This is a genomic window from Deltaproteobacteria bacterium (genome assembly GCA_019912665.1).
In the GTDB taxonomy this organism is placed as follows: Bacteria; Desulfobacterota; GWC2-55-46; order GWC2-55-46; family GWC2-55-46; genus UBA5799.
The window spans coordinates 146715-161036 of record JAIOIE010000018.1; the positions used below are offsets into that span (position 1 = coordinate 146715).

At 56.3% G+C, this 14322-nt stretch carries 15 protein-coding genes and 1 tRNA gene; 4 read left to right on the forward strand and 12 right to left on the reverse strand.

The annotated features are described in order from the left end of the window. Positions 1 to 171: 171 nt before the first annotated feature. From K8I01_05095 to kdsB, 4 genes are all read right to left on the reverse strand, one after another. Entirely contained in the window at positions 172 to 1137 is a 966-nt protein-coding gene (locus K8I01_05095; protein MBZ0219789.1) for a KpsF/GutQ family sugar-phosphate isomerase, read from the reverse strand. Positions 1138 to 1238: 101 nt separating this feature from the next. Beyond that, positions 1239 to 2069, reverse strand: a complete 831-nt coding sequence (kdsA, locus tag K8I01_05100) for a 3-deoxy-8-phosphooctulonate synthase (protein ID MBZ0219790.1) — start codon at positions 2067 to 2069, stop codon at positions 1239 to 1241. After that, complete coding sequence (locus K8I01_05105; GenBank protein ID MBZ0219791.1) at positions 2050 to 3765, reverse strand: CTP synthase; 1716 nt, start codon at positions 3763 to 3765, stop codon at positions 2050 to 2052. The genes kdsA and K8I01_05105 overlap by 20 nt, the downstream gene beginning before the upstream one ends. Positions 3766 to 3845: 80 nt before the next feature. Next, positions 3846 to 4583: a 3-deoxy-manno-octulosonate cytidylyltransferase gene (gene kdsB, locus K8I01_05110; protein ID MBZ0219792.1), complete on the reverse strand. Its 738-nt coding sequence runs from the start codon at positions 4581 to 4583 to the stop codon at positions 3846 to 3848. Positions 4584 to 4893: 310 nt separating this feature from the next. Between kdsB and K8I01_05115 the strand changes: the two genes are divergently transcribed. Continuing rightward, positions 4894 to 4981 (forward strand) — tRNA-Leu (locus K8I01_05115). 299 nt (positions 4982 to 5280) lie between these two features. Here K8I01_05115 and K8I01_05120 read toward each other — a convergent pair. The 3 genes from K8I01_05120 to K8I01_05130 form a co-directional block, all read right to left on the reverse strand. After that, the gene (locus tag K8I01_05120; GenBank protein MBZ0219793.1) at positions 5281 to 5610 is read right to left on the reverse strand and encodes a BON domain-containing protein; all 330 of its coding nucleotides are present in this window, start codon (positions 5608 to 5610) and stop codon (positions 5281 to 5283) included. Positions 5611 to 5714: 104 nt separating this feature from the next. Beyond that, positions 5715 to 6194 (reverse strand): transglycosylase SLT domain-containing protein, encoded by a 480-nt coding sequence (locus tag K8I01_05125; GenBank protein ID MBZ0219794.1) that lies wholly within the window; start codon positions 6192 to 6194, stop codon positions 5715 to 5717. Positions 6195 to 6903: 709 nt separating this feature from the next. Next, positions 6904 to 7554: a hypothetical protein gene (locus K8I01_05130; GenBank protein ID MBZ0219795.1), complete on the reverse strand. Its 651-nt coding sequence runs from the start codon at positions 7552 to 7554 to the stop codon at positions 6904 to 6906. Positions 7555 to 7762: 208 nt separating this feature from the next. Between K8I01_05130 and K8I01_05135 the strand changes: the two genes are divergently transcribed. Further along, a complete protein-coding gene (locus K8I01_05135) occupies positions 7763 to 8038 on the forward strand; it encodes a DUF1540 domain-containing protein (protein MBZ0219796.1) in 276 nt (91 codons plus the stop codon). An 80-nt stretch (positions 8039 to 8118) separates the two neighbouring features. On the opposite strand, the gene K8I01_05140 is transcribed toward K8I01_05135, so the two are convergent. The 5 genes from K8I01_05140 to K8I01_05160 form a co-directional block, all read right to left on the reverse strand. Next, positions 8119 to 10176 (reverse strand): hypothetical protein, encoded by a 2058-nt coding sequence (locus tag K8I01_05140; GenBank protein MBZ0219797.1) that lies wholly within the window; start codon positions 10174 to 10176, stop codon positions 8119 to 8121. 156 nt (positions 10177 to 10332) lie between these two features. Continuing rightward, positions 10333 to 11154 (reverse strand): CbbQ/NirQ/NorQ/GpvN family protein, encoded by an 822-nt coding sequence (locus tag K8I01_05145; protein ID MBZ0219798.1) that lies wholly within the window; start codon positions 11152 to 11154, stop codon positions 10333 to 10335. 14 nt (positions 11155 to 11168) lie between these two features. Beyond that, positions 11169 to 12509: a cbb3-type cytochrome c oxidase subunit I gene (locus tag K8I01_05150; protein MBZ0219799.1), complete on the reverse strand. Its 1341-nt coding sequence runs from the start codon at positions 12507 to 12509 to the stop codon at positions 11169 to 11171. A gap of 54 nt (positions 12510 to 12563) precedes the next feature. Then, on the reverse strand, positions 12564 to 12980 hold the full coding sequence (locus K8I01_05155) for a cytochrome c (GenBank protein ID MBZ0219800.1): 417 nt from the start codon (positions 12978 to 12980) through the stop codon (positions 12564 to 12566). A gap of 163 nt (positions 12981 to 13143) precedes the next feature. Further along, on the reverse strand, positions 13144 to 13533 hold the full coding sequence (locus K8I01_05160; protein ID MBZ0219801.1) for a hypothetical protein: 390 nt from the start codon (positions 13531 to 13533) through the stop codon (positions 13144 to 13146). 203 nt (positions 13534 to 13736) lie between these two features. Here K8I01_05160 and K8I01_05165 point away from each other — a divergent pair, with 203 nt between their 5' ends. Together K8I01_05165 and K8I01_05170 are read left to right on the forward strand one after the other, a co-directional pair. Beyond that, positions 13737 to 14072, forward strand: coding sequence for a metalloregulator ArsR/SmtB family transcription factor (locus tag K8I01_05165; GenBank protein ID MBZ0219802.1), 336 nt, complete (start codon positions 13737 to 13739; stop codon positions 14070 to 14072). An 11-nt stretch (positions 14073 to 14083) separates the two neighbouring features. Further along, positions 14084 to 14284, forward strand: coding sequence for a DUF2892 domain-containing protein (locus K8I01_05170; GenBank protein MBZ0219803.1), 201 nt, complete (start codon positions 14084 to 14086; stop codon positions 14282 to 14284). Positions 14285 to 14322 lie beyond the last annotated feature (38 nt).

Here is a 14322-nt window from a genome sequence, read left to right on the forward strand (position 1 = left end):
ACATTAAATCGTAAAAATGAGAACCGAAGCCGCGTTTATTATCATTGCGGGGGACGCATGTCCCGAAGCAATCTACTTTTAAAACGGGATTGCTTCGTCGTTTCACTCCTCGCAATGACAGGGAAAAAGAGAATTAATCAGAGCTCCCCAAGCAAATGACAAACATGCGCGCTACACCACCCCGGCCTTCAATAAGTCGTGCATGTGGACGACGCCGATAGTGGCGCCGTCCTCGCCCGTGACGAAAAGCGAGGTTATCGAATGCTCCTCCATCATGCGGAGCGCAACCTCCGCGAGCGAGTCGCCCTGTATGGTCTTGGGGTTCCTGTGCATCACCTCTCCGGCTGAAAGGCCCATTATGTCCGAGCCCTTCTCAAGCGCCCTCCTTAAGTCGCCGTCGGTTATGACGCCCGCGAGCCTCTCGCCCTCGAAAACGCCCGTAAGGCCCATGCGCTTTGCGGTCATCTCGAATATGGCGTCCTTCATTGAGGCGCCGGGGCCGACTCCAGGCATGGCCGCGCCGCTGTGCATAAGCTCCGATACTTTCTGGAGCTTCCTCCCGAGGCTTCCCGCAGGATGGAGCCCGGCGAAGTCCTCGACCTTGAATCCCTTCTTCTCTATGAGGGCCACGGCGAGCGCGTCGCCCATGGCGAGCGTGGCCGTGGTCGAGGCCGTGGGCGCGAGCCCGAGCGGGCAGGCCTCCTCGGCCACACCCACGTCGAGGACGGCGTCGCCGTGCCGGGCAAGGGTCGAGTCCTTCCGCCCGGTCATGGCTATCATCTTAAGCCCCATCCTCTTTACGATGGGTATTATCTTTGTAAGCTCCTCGGTTTCGCCGGAATTCGAGATGGCTATGAGGACGTCGGTCTTCATGAGCATCCCGAGGTCCCCGTGGACGCCCTCGGCCGGGTGGAGGAAAAAGGACGGCGTGCCGGTGGAGGCGAGAGTGGAGGCTATCTTCTGCCCGATGATGCCGGATTTGCCCATGCCTGAGACCACGACCTTGCCGGTTACGGCGCAGATGATGTCAACGGCCCTGGTGAAGTCGTCGTCAAGCCTCCCGATAAGCGCCCTCACGGCCTCGGCCTCGATGGCGAGCACCCTTTTCGCGGTCTCTATGGCGTCCTTGGTCAGCATATGGCTCGTTACAAACTCCCTCTGATGGGGACCGGTGGATCAGGCATTCTCATTTTAATCAAGCGAGCGGATTTTAAAATGATAAAAAGCAGGTTTTCAGACTATACTTGTGCCAGCGCCTCTTTATTAATAGCCCTGTCAATCTCGACGACTTCCTTGAGAAGGCCGGAGACGTCCTTCAAGGCTATGGAGTTCGGGCCGTCGCAAAGGGCCTTGTCCGGCTCGGGGTGCACCTCGAAGAAGAAACCGTCCACGCCGACAGCGGCGGCGGCCCTGGCAAGGTGGATGGCCATTGCCCTGTCTCCCCCGGAAGACGCGCCCATGCCTCCGGGCGACTGCACGCTGTGCGTCGCGTCGAATACCACCGGGTATCCGAAGCCCCTCATTATGGGTATGGACCTGAAATCCACGACGAGGTTGTTGTATCCGAAGCTCGTGCCGCGCTCGGTAAGGAATATATTGCCGTTCCCGGCCGAGAGGGCCTTTTTAACGGGGTTCAGCATGTCCTTGGGGGACATGAACTGCCCCTTCTTTATATTGATGACGCGCCCGGTTCGCGCGGCCGCGACTATGAGGTCGGTCTGCCTGCAGAGGAAGGCGGGTATCTGGAGTATGTCCGCGACCTGGGCTGCCTCTTCCGCCTCCTCGGGGGAATGGACGTCCGTGAGTATGGGGAGATTAAACTCTTCCCCCACCTTCTTTAATATGCGAAGCCCCTCTTTTATGCCGGGTCCCCGGAAGGAAGAGACGGAAGTCCTGTTTGCCTTGTCGTAGGACGATTTGAATACGAAGGGGACCTTGATCTCGGCGGTTATGCGCTTAAGCGCCTCGGCTGTCCGGAGGGTAGTTGCCTCGTTCTCTATTACGCAGGGGCCGAGGATGAAGAAAAGCCCCTCGCCTATGGCGAAGTCCTTAAGACCTATCCGCTTCATTCAGGTGGACCTGTCTTTTCGAATTCGCCTTGCGGGGCGCCGGTTTCTTCCGTGGGGCCTTGCCGCCTTTGGCGGCATGGAGCTTTTCAGCCAAAACCGCCTTTACGAAGCCCTTGAATAGCGGGTGCGGGTCCATCGGCCTGCTCTTGAACTCCGGATGGAACTGGCAGGCCACGAACCAGGGGTGGTTTTTGTATTCCATTATCTCGACGAGCTGGCCGTCCGGCGAAAGGCCGCTGAACTCGACCCCGGCCTTCTCAAGCTCGTCCCTGTAAGAATTATTCACCTCGAAGCGGTGCCTGTGGCGCTCGCTAATTTCCGTAGAGCCGTAGGCCGCGTGCGCCCTGGTGCCCCTCTTTATGACGCAGGGATAGGCCCCGAGCCTCATGGTGCCGCCCTTTGCGTTCACGGCCCGCTGGGCCTCCATTATGTGGACTACCGGATAAGGCGTTTCCGGGTCGAACTCCGAGGAGTTAGCGAACTTCATCGAAGCCAGCCCGCGCGCTATCTCGATTATCGCCACCTGCATGCCGAGGCATATGCCGAAGAAGGGCATTCTGGATTCGCGGGCGTATTTGATCGAGGCGATCTTCCCCTCGACCCCCCTTCCGCCGAAGCCGCCGGGGATGAGTATGCCGTCAACACCCTTCAAGAGCGCCTGCGGGCCCTTCTTCTCTATCTCCTCGGAGTCTATGTAGCGCATGCTGACCTTGCAGTTCGCGGCTATGCCGCCGTGTATAAGCGCCTCGTGGAGGCTCTTGTACGAGTCCTGCAGGTTCACGTATTTGCCGACTATGCCTATCGTTACTTCGTGCTTCGGGCTTGCGACCCTCTTTACGAGAGCCTCCCAGTCCTCCAGCTTCGGGGAGCGGGTCCAGATATTGAGGAGCTTTACTATCTTTTCGTCAAGCGACTGGCTGTGGAAGACGAGAGGCACCTCGTAGATGCATTTAACGTCCTCGGCGGAGATGACCGCGTCCTTGTCGACGTTGCAGAAAAGCGCGATCTTGCCCTTCAATTCCGGCGTAAGGGCCCTGTCAGAGCGGCAAAGGAGTATGTCGGGCTGGATGCCTATCTCACGGAGTTTGTTCACGCTGTGCTGGGTGGGCTTGGTCTTTACCTCGTGGGCCGTGGCTATATAAGGAAGGAGCGTGAGGTGAACGTAAAGGACGTTCTCTTTCCCGAGGTCGAACCGGAGCTGCCTTATCGCCTCAAGGAAGGGTAGCGACTCTATGTCGCCGACGGTGCCGCCGATCTCGATAATCGCGATATCGACGCCGTTCCCGATTGCGAGTATCTTCCCCTTTATCTCGTCCGTCACATGCGGAACTACCTGGACGGTGCAGCCGAGGTAGTCGCCCCGCCTCTCCTTCTGTATGATGGAGTCGTAGACCTGGCCCGTGGTGAAGTTGTTCCTACGGGAGAGCCGCGCGTTCGTGAACCTCTCGTAATGCCCGAGGTCGAGGTCCGTCTCGGCGCCGTCGTCGGTCACGAAAACCTCGCCGTGCTGGAAGGGGCTCATGGTGCCGGGGTCTACATTTATATATGGGTCGAGCTTCTGTAGCGTAATTGTGAGGCCGCGCGATTCGAGGAGCGCGCCGATGGACGCGCTCGCAAGGCCCTTCCCCAGGGAGGAGACGACACCCCCGGTAACGAAAATGTACTTTGTCTTGGATTGTTTTTTATGCTCGCTCATTGGCAACAGAAGGGACTGTATTGGATTAAAGCGATACTATAACCTGAAACCACTGTCGATTTGAACTACTTTTTACGGCTTCAGCCATTTATTTTTATCAACCCGCGCACTTTTTCCAGGTCTTCGGGGGTATCCACGGAGACGGGATTATAATCGACCTCCACGACCTTTATCCTGAGCCCGTTCTCAAGGGCGCGGAGCTGCTCGAGCATCTCGGTATTCTCAAGCGGAGAGGATTCAAGCCGCGTGAACTCGAATAGCGCGTCCCGCCTGTAAACATAAAGCCCTATGTGCTTATAGGGCGGGGAATGAAGTTCTTTGAACGGAGTGCGTCCGCAGGGGATGGGGCTCCGGGAAAAATAGAGGGCGTTTCCGTCCCTGTCCGTCACCACCTTGACCGCGTTCGGGTTCCGGTACTCTTCTTCGATTGTTATCCTCGTCTTGAGAGTGCAGATACGGACTTCCGGGTCGTCGAGCATGGGGCGGATCGCGGCGTCTATGCAGCGGGGGTCCATAAGGGGCTCGTCCCCCTGGAGGTTTACGATTATTTCGGCGTCGGTTGAAAGGGCGGCCTCGGCCACCCTGTCCGTGCCCGATGAGTGCGAGGCCGAGGTCATGACAGCCCTCCCGCCGAGGGAATGGACCGCGTCCAGGATCCTCCTGTCGTCGGTAGCAACGGAAATCTCACTCGGGAGGCCCGCCGCCATCGCCCTTTCGTATACCCGCCAGACCATCGGCTTTCCGTTTATGTCAGCAAGGGGCTTTCCTTCCAGGCGGGTGGAGGCGTACCTGGCCGGGATTATGACGGCGATTTTCATTCACGCCAATATATCAAAACGGGTTTTGAAGTCAATAGGGGAGGACTGTGGTTTTTTGGGGGGATTTGCCCCTCCCCTCGACGGGGGAGGCCGGGCGGGGGTTAAGGACAGTCCCCCTTTCCCTAAAGGGTGGCCGGGGGAATTAAATTGCCCCCTTCTGACCTAGCCCGTTATTTTACCGGACTCCGGGCCGCATCATTATATATAGGGGACGCACCGGGGCCCGGCCGCCCTGCCCCGGACATTCGCGTTGACACTAAACAGGCGCTATGATATTTTTCCCGGTGAATTTCCTTTCAGTCCATCTCATGCCGGAGTGGTGAAACTGGCAGACGCGCGGGACTCAAAATCCCGTGGGGTATCCCCCCGTGCGGGTTCGACCCCCGCCTCCGGCACCAAATACCCAATTGATTTGATAACGGTGGGCACAGTCAACCGTACATTACTGTCTTGAACTGCGCGAGCATATGCCTTATTAAATGACACCGTGCACGTTCCCTCAGCTTCAGTCCTTGATGCTTTAGCCTATCTTCTGGAGTAAACGTGAGCAAGCTAAAGGGGAATTAGCGCATAATGCAACCAGCCTCGTAGGTCGGGTTAGCAAAGCGTAACCCGACAACTTAAATTTCTCCGCGCAAAAAAAGGGGCAGCCAATTGGCTGCCCCTTTTTGTTAAACTCCTCAAAAAAAATAACGCCCTATCCTCTCGGCGGGGGCGGTGTTTGCAGGTTGTTCTGCACCGAGACGACGCCCGGGACCTCCCTGGCTATCTCGGCCGCCCTTCTGGCGTCTTCACTGGTGTTCACAAACCCGTTCAGCTGGACGACGCCCCTGTAGGTGTCCACGTCTATCTGGAGCGCCCGCAACGCCTCGTCCTGCAGGAGGTTGGCCTTTACACGCGAAGTTATCGTCGAGTCGTCTACGGTCTCTCCCGCGGTCCTTGTCGTTTCGGTCGCGGCGCAGGCGCTCAGAATGGCTACGAGAATGAAAGCTGCAACGAACCTTGATACGGTATGATATCTGGCCATGATCGCGCTCCTTTTCTGTTTAAAATGCCCCTACAGAAAAGGATATACCATACTGAACGCGTGTCAAATTCAGCACTGATTTCGAAGGCGTCCTGGCAAACGCTTTAACCGATAGACTCCATTGCCTTTTGCACCTTACCGATATAGGCGTCCCCGCTCACGGGAAGGCTCCCGCGGTAATACCGGGCTATCCCCTCCTCGAACCCGTAGCGGTTGATATATTGAGCAAGGATATGAGCGCCGGCCCCTATGTTCGTGTCGATATCGAAAAGCGTGCCCTCGATGCCCAGTTCTTTTTTCCAGAACGGCATCACCTGCATGAGCCCCTTCGCCCCCTTGGGGCTCACGGCAGATACCCTGCCGCTCGATTCTACCATGATGACGGCCACGATGAGCCTTGGCGAAAGCCCGTACTCGCCGCTGTATTTCAGGACGGCCCTGCCTATCTCGTCCGCCTCGGAGCTAGTGAGGGACGGGTTCATCGCCGCGACCAGGCCTCCCCAGTAACGCATCTCCTCATCAAGCCTGCTCTGTGCTTCTATGTCTTCACCTGATGTCTTTTTCGATAAAGTCTCTTTTATCATCGGAACGGCCGCAGACCCTGACAAAGCATAAACGAATACTGAAACGATCAGGACACTGAGCAGAACGGCTATCCGCCGTCCCCGGTAAATGTGCAGTGAGCGCCCAAGCGCGGCAGCTTTGAAAATAAATTTTTTCATCGTGATTTTCACCTCCGCACATTCTCGGCCCCACTGTCTACGCAAACACCTTGCCAAACCTTTCCGGTCCGTTCCTAAGTGTCTGTTTTTATAAAAGTTCGCAAATTGCGCGTGAACCAGCATGCATAAAATGTAAAGAATATGGACACCATAAATTCCCTGTCGAAAAGGGCTATTCGACATTGAACGGCCTTATAAATCGAAGAGTTATAGAGTTAATCCTGTCGGCATAAACAAGCTTTGAGGCGAAATGAAAAAAGGCCTGGGCATGTCCCAAGCCTAATTCCCCATTTAATATAGAGATTTATTCCTTGTATCGCTTCAGAGGCCTACGCTACTGTCGGATTACTTTACACTCGCCCCCTCCCCTGATCCGGTTTCATTGCCGTGGATTCAAGTTCATTCATGGTGCGGCGGCTTAAGATATATGATTATCTTTAATTGGAAAAGCACAGCCACGCAGGTCGGGTTAATGAATTATTTTGTTTCCGCACAAAATGGAACGGGGCAGCAAATTAGCTGCCCCGTTCCATTTGAATCTATAAATTTGAATCTATAAAAGAGAAAAAACCTACATGCTCCCCGGCCAAACGGCCTTTATCCACCTCCACGCCGTTGATAGTCCAGGCTGCGCCAAGAACATGGCCGAGCGGACCTTCCTCAACTCCCGGCCCCTGACGCGAGTAGAGAGCCCCTCCATAAGGCCCATCGCCTCGACGGGGTCTGTCTTCCTTAAGAGCTTCGACAGCTCCATCGTGACCTCGAAATTCCAGGGGTCGAGCTCAAAGGCCTTCCTCAGCATGCTTACGGCCTTTCCCCTTTCAGGCCCGTTCCTGAAGAAGCGGTGCCCGCTGAAAAGGGTGTGCATCGCCTCGGCCCTTTTGCCCTGCCTTTCATATACATAAGCCATCGTCTCCCACACCTCGGCGTTCCTCGGCATGAACCTGGCAGCCTGCGAATACATGCTAATCGCCTTCTGGCTGAAACCGGCGGCGAGGTATCTTGAACCGGCTATCTTGAAACTCATCCAGGCCTCCTCGAAATTCTTCATGCGCGCAAGCAGCGGGGCCACCTTGGCATGAACAAGGTAATCGTCCGGGTCCGCCTCAAGGACCCTCTTATAATGGCCGACAGCCCTTTTAAGCCTTCCCCCAGCCTGCGCCTTTGCGGCAGCCGCGAGGCACCTCTCCCTGTTATAAGACTTTTCGCGCCAAAAAAGCATGTGTGCCCCGGCCCTGCGGTCTTTAAGACCAGCTCCCGGTTTATTCTTCTATAATCCTTCCTCTTTTTATGTGACTTTGGGCACCTTGTAGCCTCCCTGCGTCCCCTCGGTTTGACAAAAAAAAACCGCGGTTTATATTCATTAATATAGAGGGATATTCCAAAAAGGAGGGACACAAATGGCAAAGCCGATAAAATCATGCACCGATATGCCGAAAGTAAAGGCCTGCGAGGTTACCGAGTGCGCTTACAACATCGACAGGAACTGCCATGCAATAGCAATAACCGTCGGCAACTCTGAGGCGGCAAGGTGCGATACCTTTCACAGGCATCAGAAGGGCGGCATAAAAAGCCTGACCGGCGGCGTAGGGGCCTGCAAGATGGACGATTGCAAGTTCAACACCGACCTTGAGTGTTACGCGGATGGAATAAATGTAGCGACAAACGGCGGCGAGGCTATCTGTAAGACCTTCACCAGAAGATAGAATAATTCAAAATAAATGCAGGTACGGGTGTCTTTCGTTCAGGGCACCCGGACGCTGTCGTTTGCCCGGAGGACCCGGTATCAGAGCTTGTGGATTATTCTCGCGTAGAGCTCCGGTAGCTTCTTTGCGAGCATGTCCACACCGGGAAGGACCGCGTAATTCCCCCGCCCGAAGACCCTCGGCAGGTAGTCGGATGCGCCAGTGTCCACTGTAAGGCAAAAAGGCGTGATACCCTCTTTCTCTGCCTCCTTTATCGCCATCCTCGTATCCTCGAGGCCGTACCTCCCCTCGTATACGTCCACGTCGTTGGGCTTGCCGTCCGAGAGAATAAAGAGGAGCTTTGTCCGAGCCTTCTCGCCGCCGAGTATTCCTTTCGCGTGCCTTACGGCCGGCCCCATCCGGGTATAGGAATAGGGTATGAGCCCGCCTATCCTCTTTTTTACCGCCTCGCCGTAGCTCTCCTTAAAGCTTTTTACGCGAAAGAAGCGGCAGCCCTTCCGGGACTTGCCCGAGAAGCCGTATATCGCGTACCTGTCCCGAAGTTTCTTCATTGCCTCGCAGAGTATGACGAGCGATTCCTTTTCGTGGTCAATTATTTTTGATCCTCCAGCCCATCCGTCGGTGGACATGCTCAAGTCCACCAGGAACAGAGCCGAGATGTCGCGCTCGGTCCTTACGTAGGCGGAATAGAGCCTGTCGTCCGGCGTGCGCCCGGCTTCGAGGTCGGCAATAGCGTCAACGGCCGCATTGAGGTCGATGGAAGTACCCTCGGCCTGGCGGCCCATTAGCCTTACGGAAGGGGATACCATCTCGAAGCTCCTCGTCACCTCCCGTATGAGCCCGCGCTTTTCGCTCAGCACCCTATCCGAAAAGCCCGCGTCCTCTCCTTGGGCAGGGGCCTCCACGAGGCGGGAGTAATCGGGCCTGTAGATGCGCCTCTTGTAGTCCCATTCAGGGTAGTAAAAAGACTCCTCGACCGGGTCAGCCTCCTGCTCCTCGGCCCCGGAGTACCCGTCAGCTTTTTCAAGCTCGGCGTTAAAGGTGTTCGCCGTCGTCCTTTCAAGGGAGGCAGTCGTCAGCTCCTCGCACTCGTCCGCCTTTTTCCCGGGGTCTTCCTCTGGGTCGTCGTCAAAGGGCCTCTTCACGTTCACGAATTCGGCCCAGGTGATTATCTTGTCGTAGATGTTGAGCGTGAGGCCGTTCTCGTTCTCCTTCTCGTCGACCTTTTCGGTCCGCGCCGCGTATCTGGAGCCCTTCCGGGGCCCTTCTTTCTCAGGGGCCCTTTCATCCCCTGCCGGGGTCGGGGCGGCGCTCGCGTCATTACCGGCCTTGAAAGAAGATGAGCCGCCGTCTTTGATCCTCTCCGGGATGAGCTTCCCCCAGGGGAAAAACGGGACGATAGCCCTGTATTGCCCTGTCTTTATCCCTTCGGCCTTCCACTTCTTTTTCATTTCGATAGCGAGCCGGAGGCTCTCCCCGGCGCTCCGGGAACCGAAACGGGCGTCTGCGGTTGAAACCGAAAAAGTCGATTCGAGCACCTCTTTAAGGAACTCCTCTGCCTTTTCCTCGGCCTTGTTAAGGTACTTGGCGGACGGCCTTTTTTCAAGGAGATAGCCCGCGAGCCCGGCCCATTCCCTCAATACGCCCGGATACTCCGCGAGTATCTCATTGTGAAGCCTCGCGTTCTCGATTATCCAGAAAAGGTCGGCAGTGAGGCGGTCGGATGATAGCAAGGAACGGTTTTTGAAGGCAATATCGAGCGTGCCCCGGCTCACCTGAAAGGAGAGGAAGAAGAGGAGCGCCCTTGCCATCCCCTCCCTCGCGGCCTCGTCGGGCATCTCCACCACAGAGACCGGAAAAAAAAGCGTCTCCCCGTCTGACCAGCCGAACCCGTGCTCAGGGAGAAGTGCCGGGTGCGCAATCTTATAGAGGACCGGCCAGTAGGGCCGCGGAGGCGTATCTCCCCTTATGTCCGCGGCCTCGAGCTCGCGCCCGGCTATCATCGAAGCGACCGCCGCAAACCTCCTCCGGTTGCCTTCCATGACAAAAGGCGCGCCCTCGCCCTTCCAGGCCTCCATGCGCCTCCGGTGGATGAGCTGGATGGCCTTGTCCACGCCTTTTCCGATGAGATGTTCCATTGAGTGGCCTGCCGCGTGCGTCAATTAAGGGCAATTCTAAAATTAGAGATTTTTCCGCTTTTCCCGGAAAACCGGGAATAAAAAGCGGAGCACATATTTGAATATGTGAGCATTTTTATTTCCGGCTTGACGCAGAGTCCGGGGAAAAGGTCAATTTTAAAACGATGCCTTAAGTATATCCATCATCGCCTTATGGAGCTCCAGATCATCTGTGACCGGCCTTACAATCGCCGCCTCGGAAGCCTCCTCAGGCGAAAGCCCCTGATTTATAAGGGCGGCCGCGTGCACCAGGAGCCTTGTGCCCGGAGGCGACTCAAGCCCGGAGTCCACGAGCTTCCTCATCCTCCGCCCGGCGCGGACGAGCTTGCCCGCAAGCTCCGCGTCGAGCCCGCTCTCCATCGCGACTATCTCTGATTCGACCTCCTCGGGCGGGTAATCGAACTCGAGCGAGATGAATCTCTGGCGCGTCGACGGCTTCAAGTCCTTCAATATGTGCTGGTAGCCAGGGTTATATGATATGACCAGCATGAAATTATCCGGGGCATGGATCTCCTCGCCCGTCTTCTCAACCGAAAGGACGCGCCTGTCGTCCGAAAGGGGATGGAGTATTACGGTAGTGTCTTTTCGCGCCTCCACCACCTCGTCAAGGTAGCAGATGCCGCCGCCCCGGACGGCGGTGGTAAGCGGGCCGTCCATCCATACGGTCTCGCGCCCCTTTATGAGGTATCGCCCGACGAGGTCCGAGCTCGTGAGGTCGTCATGGCAGGCGACCGTATGGACCGGAAGCCCGAGCCTCCATGCCATGTGCGAAACGAAGCGGGTCTTGCCGCACCCGGTCGGCCCCTTTAGAAGCACTGCCATCTTCGACTTGTAAGCGGCCTCGAATATCTCTATTTCACGGCCAAGGGGTCTGTAGTACGGCTCTTTAGAGGAGGCGCAGGCTTTCGCCTGCGCCTCCCTTATATCAGAATTGCCCATTTCCTTGCTCCCGTTCATGCCACGTTAAGGGACTTGGACCTACCCGGGAAAAAGAAGTCGTAGAGGTAAACGACGAGCCCTATGGCAAAGGTCACTCCGAAGAAGAGCCTAATGCCGTAGAATACGCCCATGTACGCCTGCGTTTCCATATAGGAGATGCCGAGCACCCTCTGGAGATACACCTGGACTATCCCCGCCCCGGTAAGCGCGAGCGCTATGAAGACCATCGAGATTGCCATGGTCCAGAAGGCGAAAACTTCCTGCTTCTGGTGGGTTATTATGCCGGTCGCTTTCCTCAAGTTCGGGACCGCGTAGCTCGCCATCGCAAGGACGATGACGGCGTATGCGCCGTAGAACGCGAGGTGGCCGTGGCTCGCCGTTATCTGCGTGCCGTGCGTGTAGAAGTTGACCTGCGGAAGAGTGTGCATGAAGCCCCATACCCCGGCGCCAAGGAAGCTCAGCACGGCCGCGCCTACGGTCCAGAGCACGGCAGCGCGGTTCGGGTGCTGGCGGGCGCGCTTGCTGACCATCTTGAAGCTGAAGGCCACCATCGCAGCGAAGGGCAGAACCTCTATGGCCGAAAACCACGCGCCCCAGGTCTGCCAGAAAGCCGGGGTGCCTATCCAGTAGTAGTGGTGGCCCGTGCCTATGATGCCCGTAAGGAACGTGAGGCCGATTATGACATAGAGCCACTTCTCCGCGACCTCGCGGTCTATGCCCGTGAGCTTTATCAGGAGGAACGACAGGAAAGCGGCCATTATGAGCTCCCATACGCCCTCGACCCAGAGATGGACCACCCACCACCAGTAATACTTATCTACTGTCATGTTCGCCGGCTTGTAAAAGGCGAAGAGATAGAAGACCGCGAGCCCTAGAAAGCCGATGAGGAGGACTATTGAGATGCTCGTCCTCCGCCTCCCCTTGATCATGGTCATTATCATATTATAGATGAACATCAGGACCACTATGACTATGCCTATCTTTATGAGGGTAGGCTGCTCCAAAAACTCCCTCCCGTCATGCCACCTGAAGAGGTAGCCCACTATGGCGGCAGCACCCCCAGCGAGGAAGAGCCAGAACTGGACCATTGCCAGTTTGGTGCTGTATATCTCGCCTTCGACCTCCTCGGGCAAAAGATAATAGGCCGCGCCCATGAAGCCGAATATGAGCCACACTACGAGCAGGTTTATGTGTATCATCCTGCCGATATTGAAGGGGATTGCCGGAAAAAGAAGGTCCGGCCAGAGATACTGGGCGCCGATAAGGAGCCCGAAGATTATCTGCGCTCCGAAGAGCAGCATGGCAGCCACGAAGTAAGGGTAGCTGACCCGTTGTGACTCGAACTGGTATTTCATCGACTCGTCTCCTGTTTATCTTTTTTCTACACGATCTGCCGAATCCGCCAGGTGTTAGCCTTCCTTGTTCGGGGGCCAGTTGTTCGTGTCCACCCGGTTCATCCACTTGAAGAACTCGACGAGGCTGTCTATGTCCTCCGCGGAAAGGTCGAAACGAGGCATCCTCCTGGTCCCGCCCCAGCCCTCAACTGCCGTGGTCTCAAGGACGGTCCGGAGAAAAGGCTCGCCGCGCCTCTCGATCACATTTCCGAGCTCAGGCGCGTAATATGCCCCCTCCCCCAGGAGCGTGTGGCAATTGATGCACGCGTGCTTCTCCCAGACCTCCTTGCCGTGCGCCACCTGGGGGGTGATATCCTCAGGGTTCGTCATTGCGGTGAAGGCCGCGTGGGACAGGTAGGTGAGGTAGAGGAAAACAGCCGTCACTACGACAGTCGCCACGATGAACATGTTTCTTGCCGACATCTTGGTCATTATCGTTCCCTTCTCCTTATCTTAATGGCCTTTAAGGAAGTTATGCGGGCCATGGCGTCCCATGGGCCCGAAAACCACTCTCCTGGCCCCTTTTCAGGCGCAAATCAAGCCTGGCAGGCGCGAAACTCCGTCGCCCTATAAAAATTTCCTTACCCGGTTTTTTCTATACTGAGATGCAGGGAGGCCTGTCCTGTGGGACTGGTGCAATACTCGCGAAAGACTGGTCTACCACCTTTAGAGGCGCGGCTTGGCCAGGCTGCCCTGGCTCTGAAGCGGTACGCCCGAGGTTGAAGTCGCAATGGACGGTCTGGTGGTCGCAATCGGCGTACGCGCTTTGGACAAGCGGAGCGGAGTAATTTCTATTGCCCCTATTCGAAGATCCCTCATGGGGGTCCGCCCTATGCGGGCCATGCGAGCCTATCTCGACCTTCCCATGGACCTCTTGCGAGGCCGCCCCCGGGTGGTCCGCAAGACCGGTATTCTTGCAGAGCGTGCCCAGGTTGATTGCGAGCGCGCCGACTATGATGAGCATGAATGCCGTGCTTTTTCCCAAGGCCTTTCTCTCCCGCAAAGTCGAGCCAAAGACAGCTCCGATTTTAGCAGGCCGCTCATAAAACAAAATGATTTATGTCAACACATCCAAAACAACCGGACTCGGAGTCTTATGTGGGCATGTATTATACTTGAAGCACCCTGCCCGGATGAGGCGGCAACTTACCTCTTGACATAATTTCGATATTTCGCAATAATGCAAATATGAAAAAGGAAGTCTTCAAGCTCCAGGCAGAGATATGCAAGACGCTGGCGAACCCGAAGCGGCTCGAGATAATCAACGCCCTGAGGGACGGCGAGCTCCCGGTCGCCGAGATAGTCGAAAGGCTCGCCGCGACCAGTGCGAACGTATCGCAGCACCTTGCAGTGCTCCGCCAGAGGAGGGTCGTCACCGCCAGGAGGGAAGGCGCGAACATCTACTACCGCATAAACAATCCCAAGATAATTGAGGCATGTTCGCTCATGAAGGCGGTCCTCCTCGATCAGCTTGAGGAAAACGAAAAGCTCGCCGTGAGCATTAAAAAAGAGAAACACCGCTAAAGGAGGCTCTTATGACGGTTGAAAGATACCTGAGACTCATAGCCGGAGTATTCATCCTGCTTTCCCTGTTTTTGTCAGTGCTCCACTCCGAGTACTGGCTTCTTTTCACTGCCTTCGTGGGGCTTAACCTCGCCCAGTCATCTTTTACCAACTGGTGCCCAATGATGAGTTTTCTTAAGATGCTCGGGGTAAAAGACTGCTGCCAGGCCTGATTTTTTTTAAGGGGCACCTCCCTGCCCCGCGTCTCAGT

Excerpts from the sequence above, each read along its gene's own strand:
- K8I01_05120 (MBZ0219793.1), bottom strand. The coding sequence starts at position 5,610 with ATGGCCAGATATCATACCGTATCAAGGTTCGTTGCAGCTTTCATTCTC.
- K8I01_05140 (MBZ0219797.1), bottom strand. The coding sequence starts at position 10,176 with ATGGAACATCTCATCGGAAAAGGCGTGGACAAGGCCATCCAGCTCATC.
- K8I01_05105 (MBZ0219791.1), bottom strand. The coding sequence starts at position 3,765 with ATGAGCGAGCATAAAAAACAATCCAAGACAAAGTACATTTTCGTTACC.
- K8I01_05165 (MBZ0219802.1), top strand. The coding sequence starts at position 13,737 with ATGAAAAAGGAAGTCTTCAAGCTCCAGGCAGAGATATGCAAGACGCTG.
- kdsB (MBZ0219792.1), bottom strand. The coding sequence starts at position 4,583 with ATGAAAATCGCCGTCATAATCCCGGCCAGGTACGCCTCCACCCGCCTG.
- K8I01_05095 (MBZ0219789.1), bottom strand. The coding sequence starts at position 1,137 with ATGCTGACCAAGGACGCCATAGAGACCGCGAAAAGGGTGCTCGCCATC.
- K8I01_05170 (MBZ0219803.1), top strand. The coding sequence starts at position 14,084 with ATGACGGTTGAAAGATACCTGAGACTCATAGCCGGAGTATTCATCCTG.
- kdsA (MBZ0219790.1), bottom strand. The coding sequence starts at position 2,069 with ATGAAGCGGATAGGTCTTAAGGACTTCGCCATAGGCGAGGGGCTTTTC.
- K8I01_05145 (MBZ0219798.1), bottom strand. The coding sequence starts at position 11,154 with ATGGGCAATTCTGATATAAGGGAGGCGCAGGCGAAAGCCTGCGCCTCC.
- K8I01_05135 (MBZ0219796.1), top strand. The coding sequence starts at position 7,763 with ATGCCGAAAGTAAAGGCCTGCGAGGTTACCGAGTGCGCTTACAACATC.
- K8I01_05150 (MBZ0219799.1), bottom strand. The coding sequence starts at position 12,509 with ATGAAATACCAGTTCGAGTCACAACGGGTCAGCTACCCTTACTTCGTG.
- K8I01_05155 (MBZ0219800.1), bottom strand. The coding sequence starts at position 12,980 with ATGACCAAGATGTCGGCAAGAAACATGTTCATCGTGGCGACTGTCGTA.
- K8I01_05130 (MBZ0219795.1), bottom strand. The coding sequence starts at position 7,554 with ATGCTTTTTTGGCGCGAAAAGTCTTATAACAGGGAGAGGTGCCTCGCG.
- K8I01_05125 (MBZ0219794.1), bottom strand. The coding sequence starts at position 6,194 with ATGATAAAAGAGACTTTATCGAAAAAGACATCAGGTGAAGACATAGAA.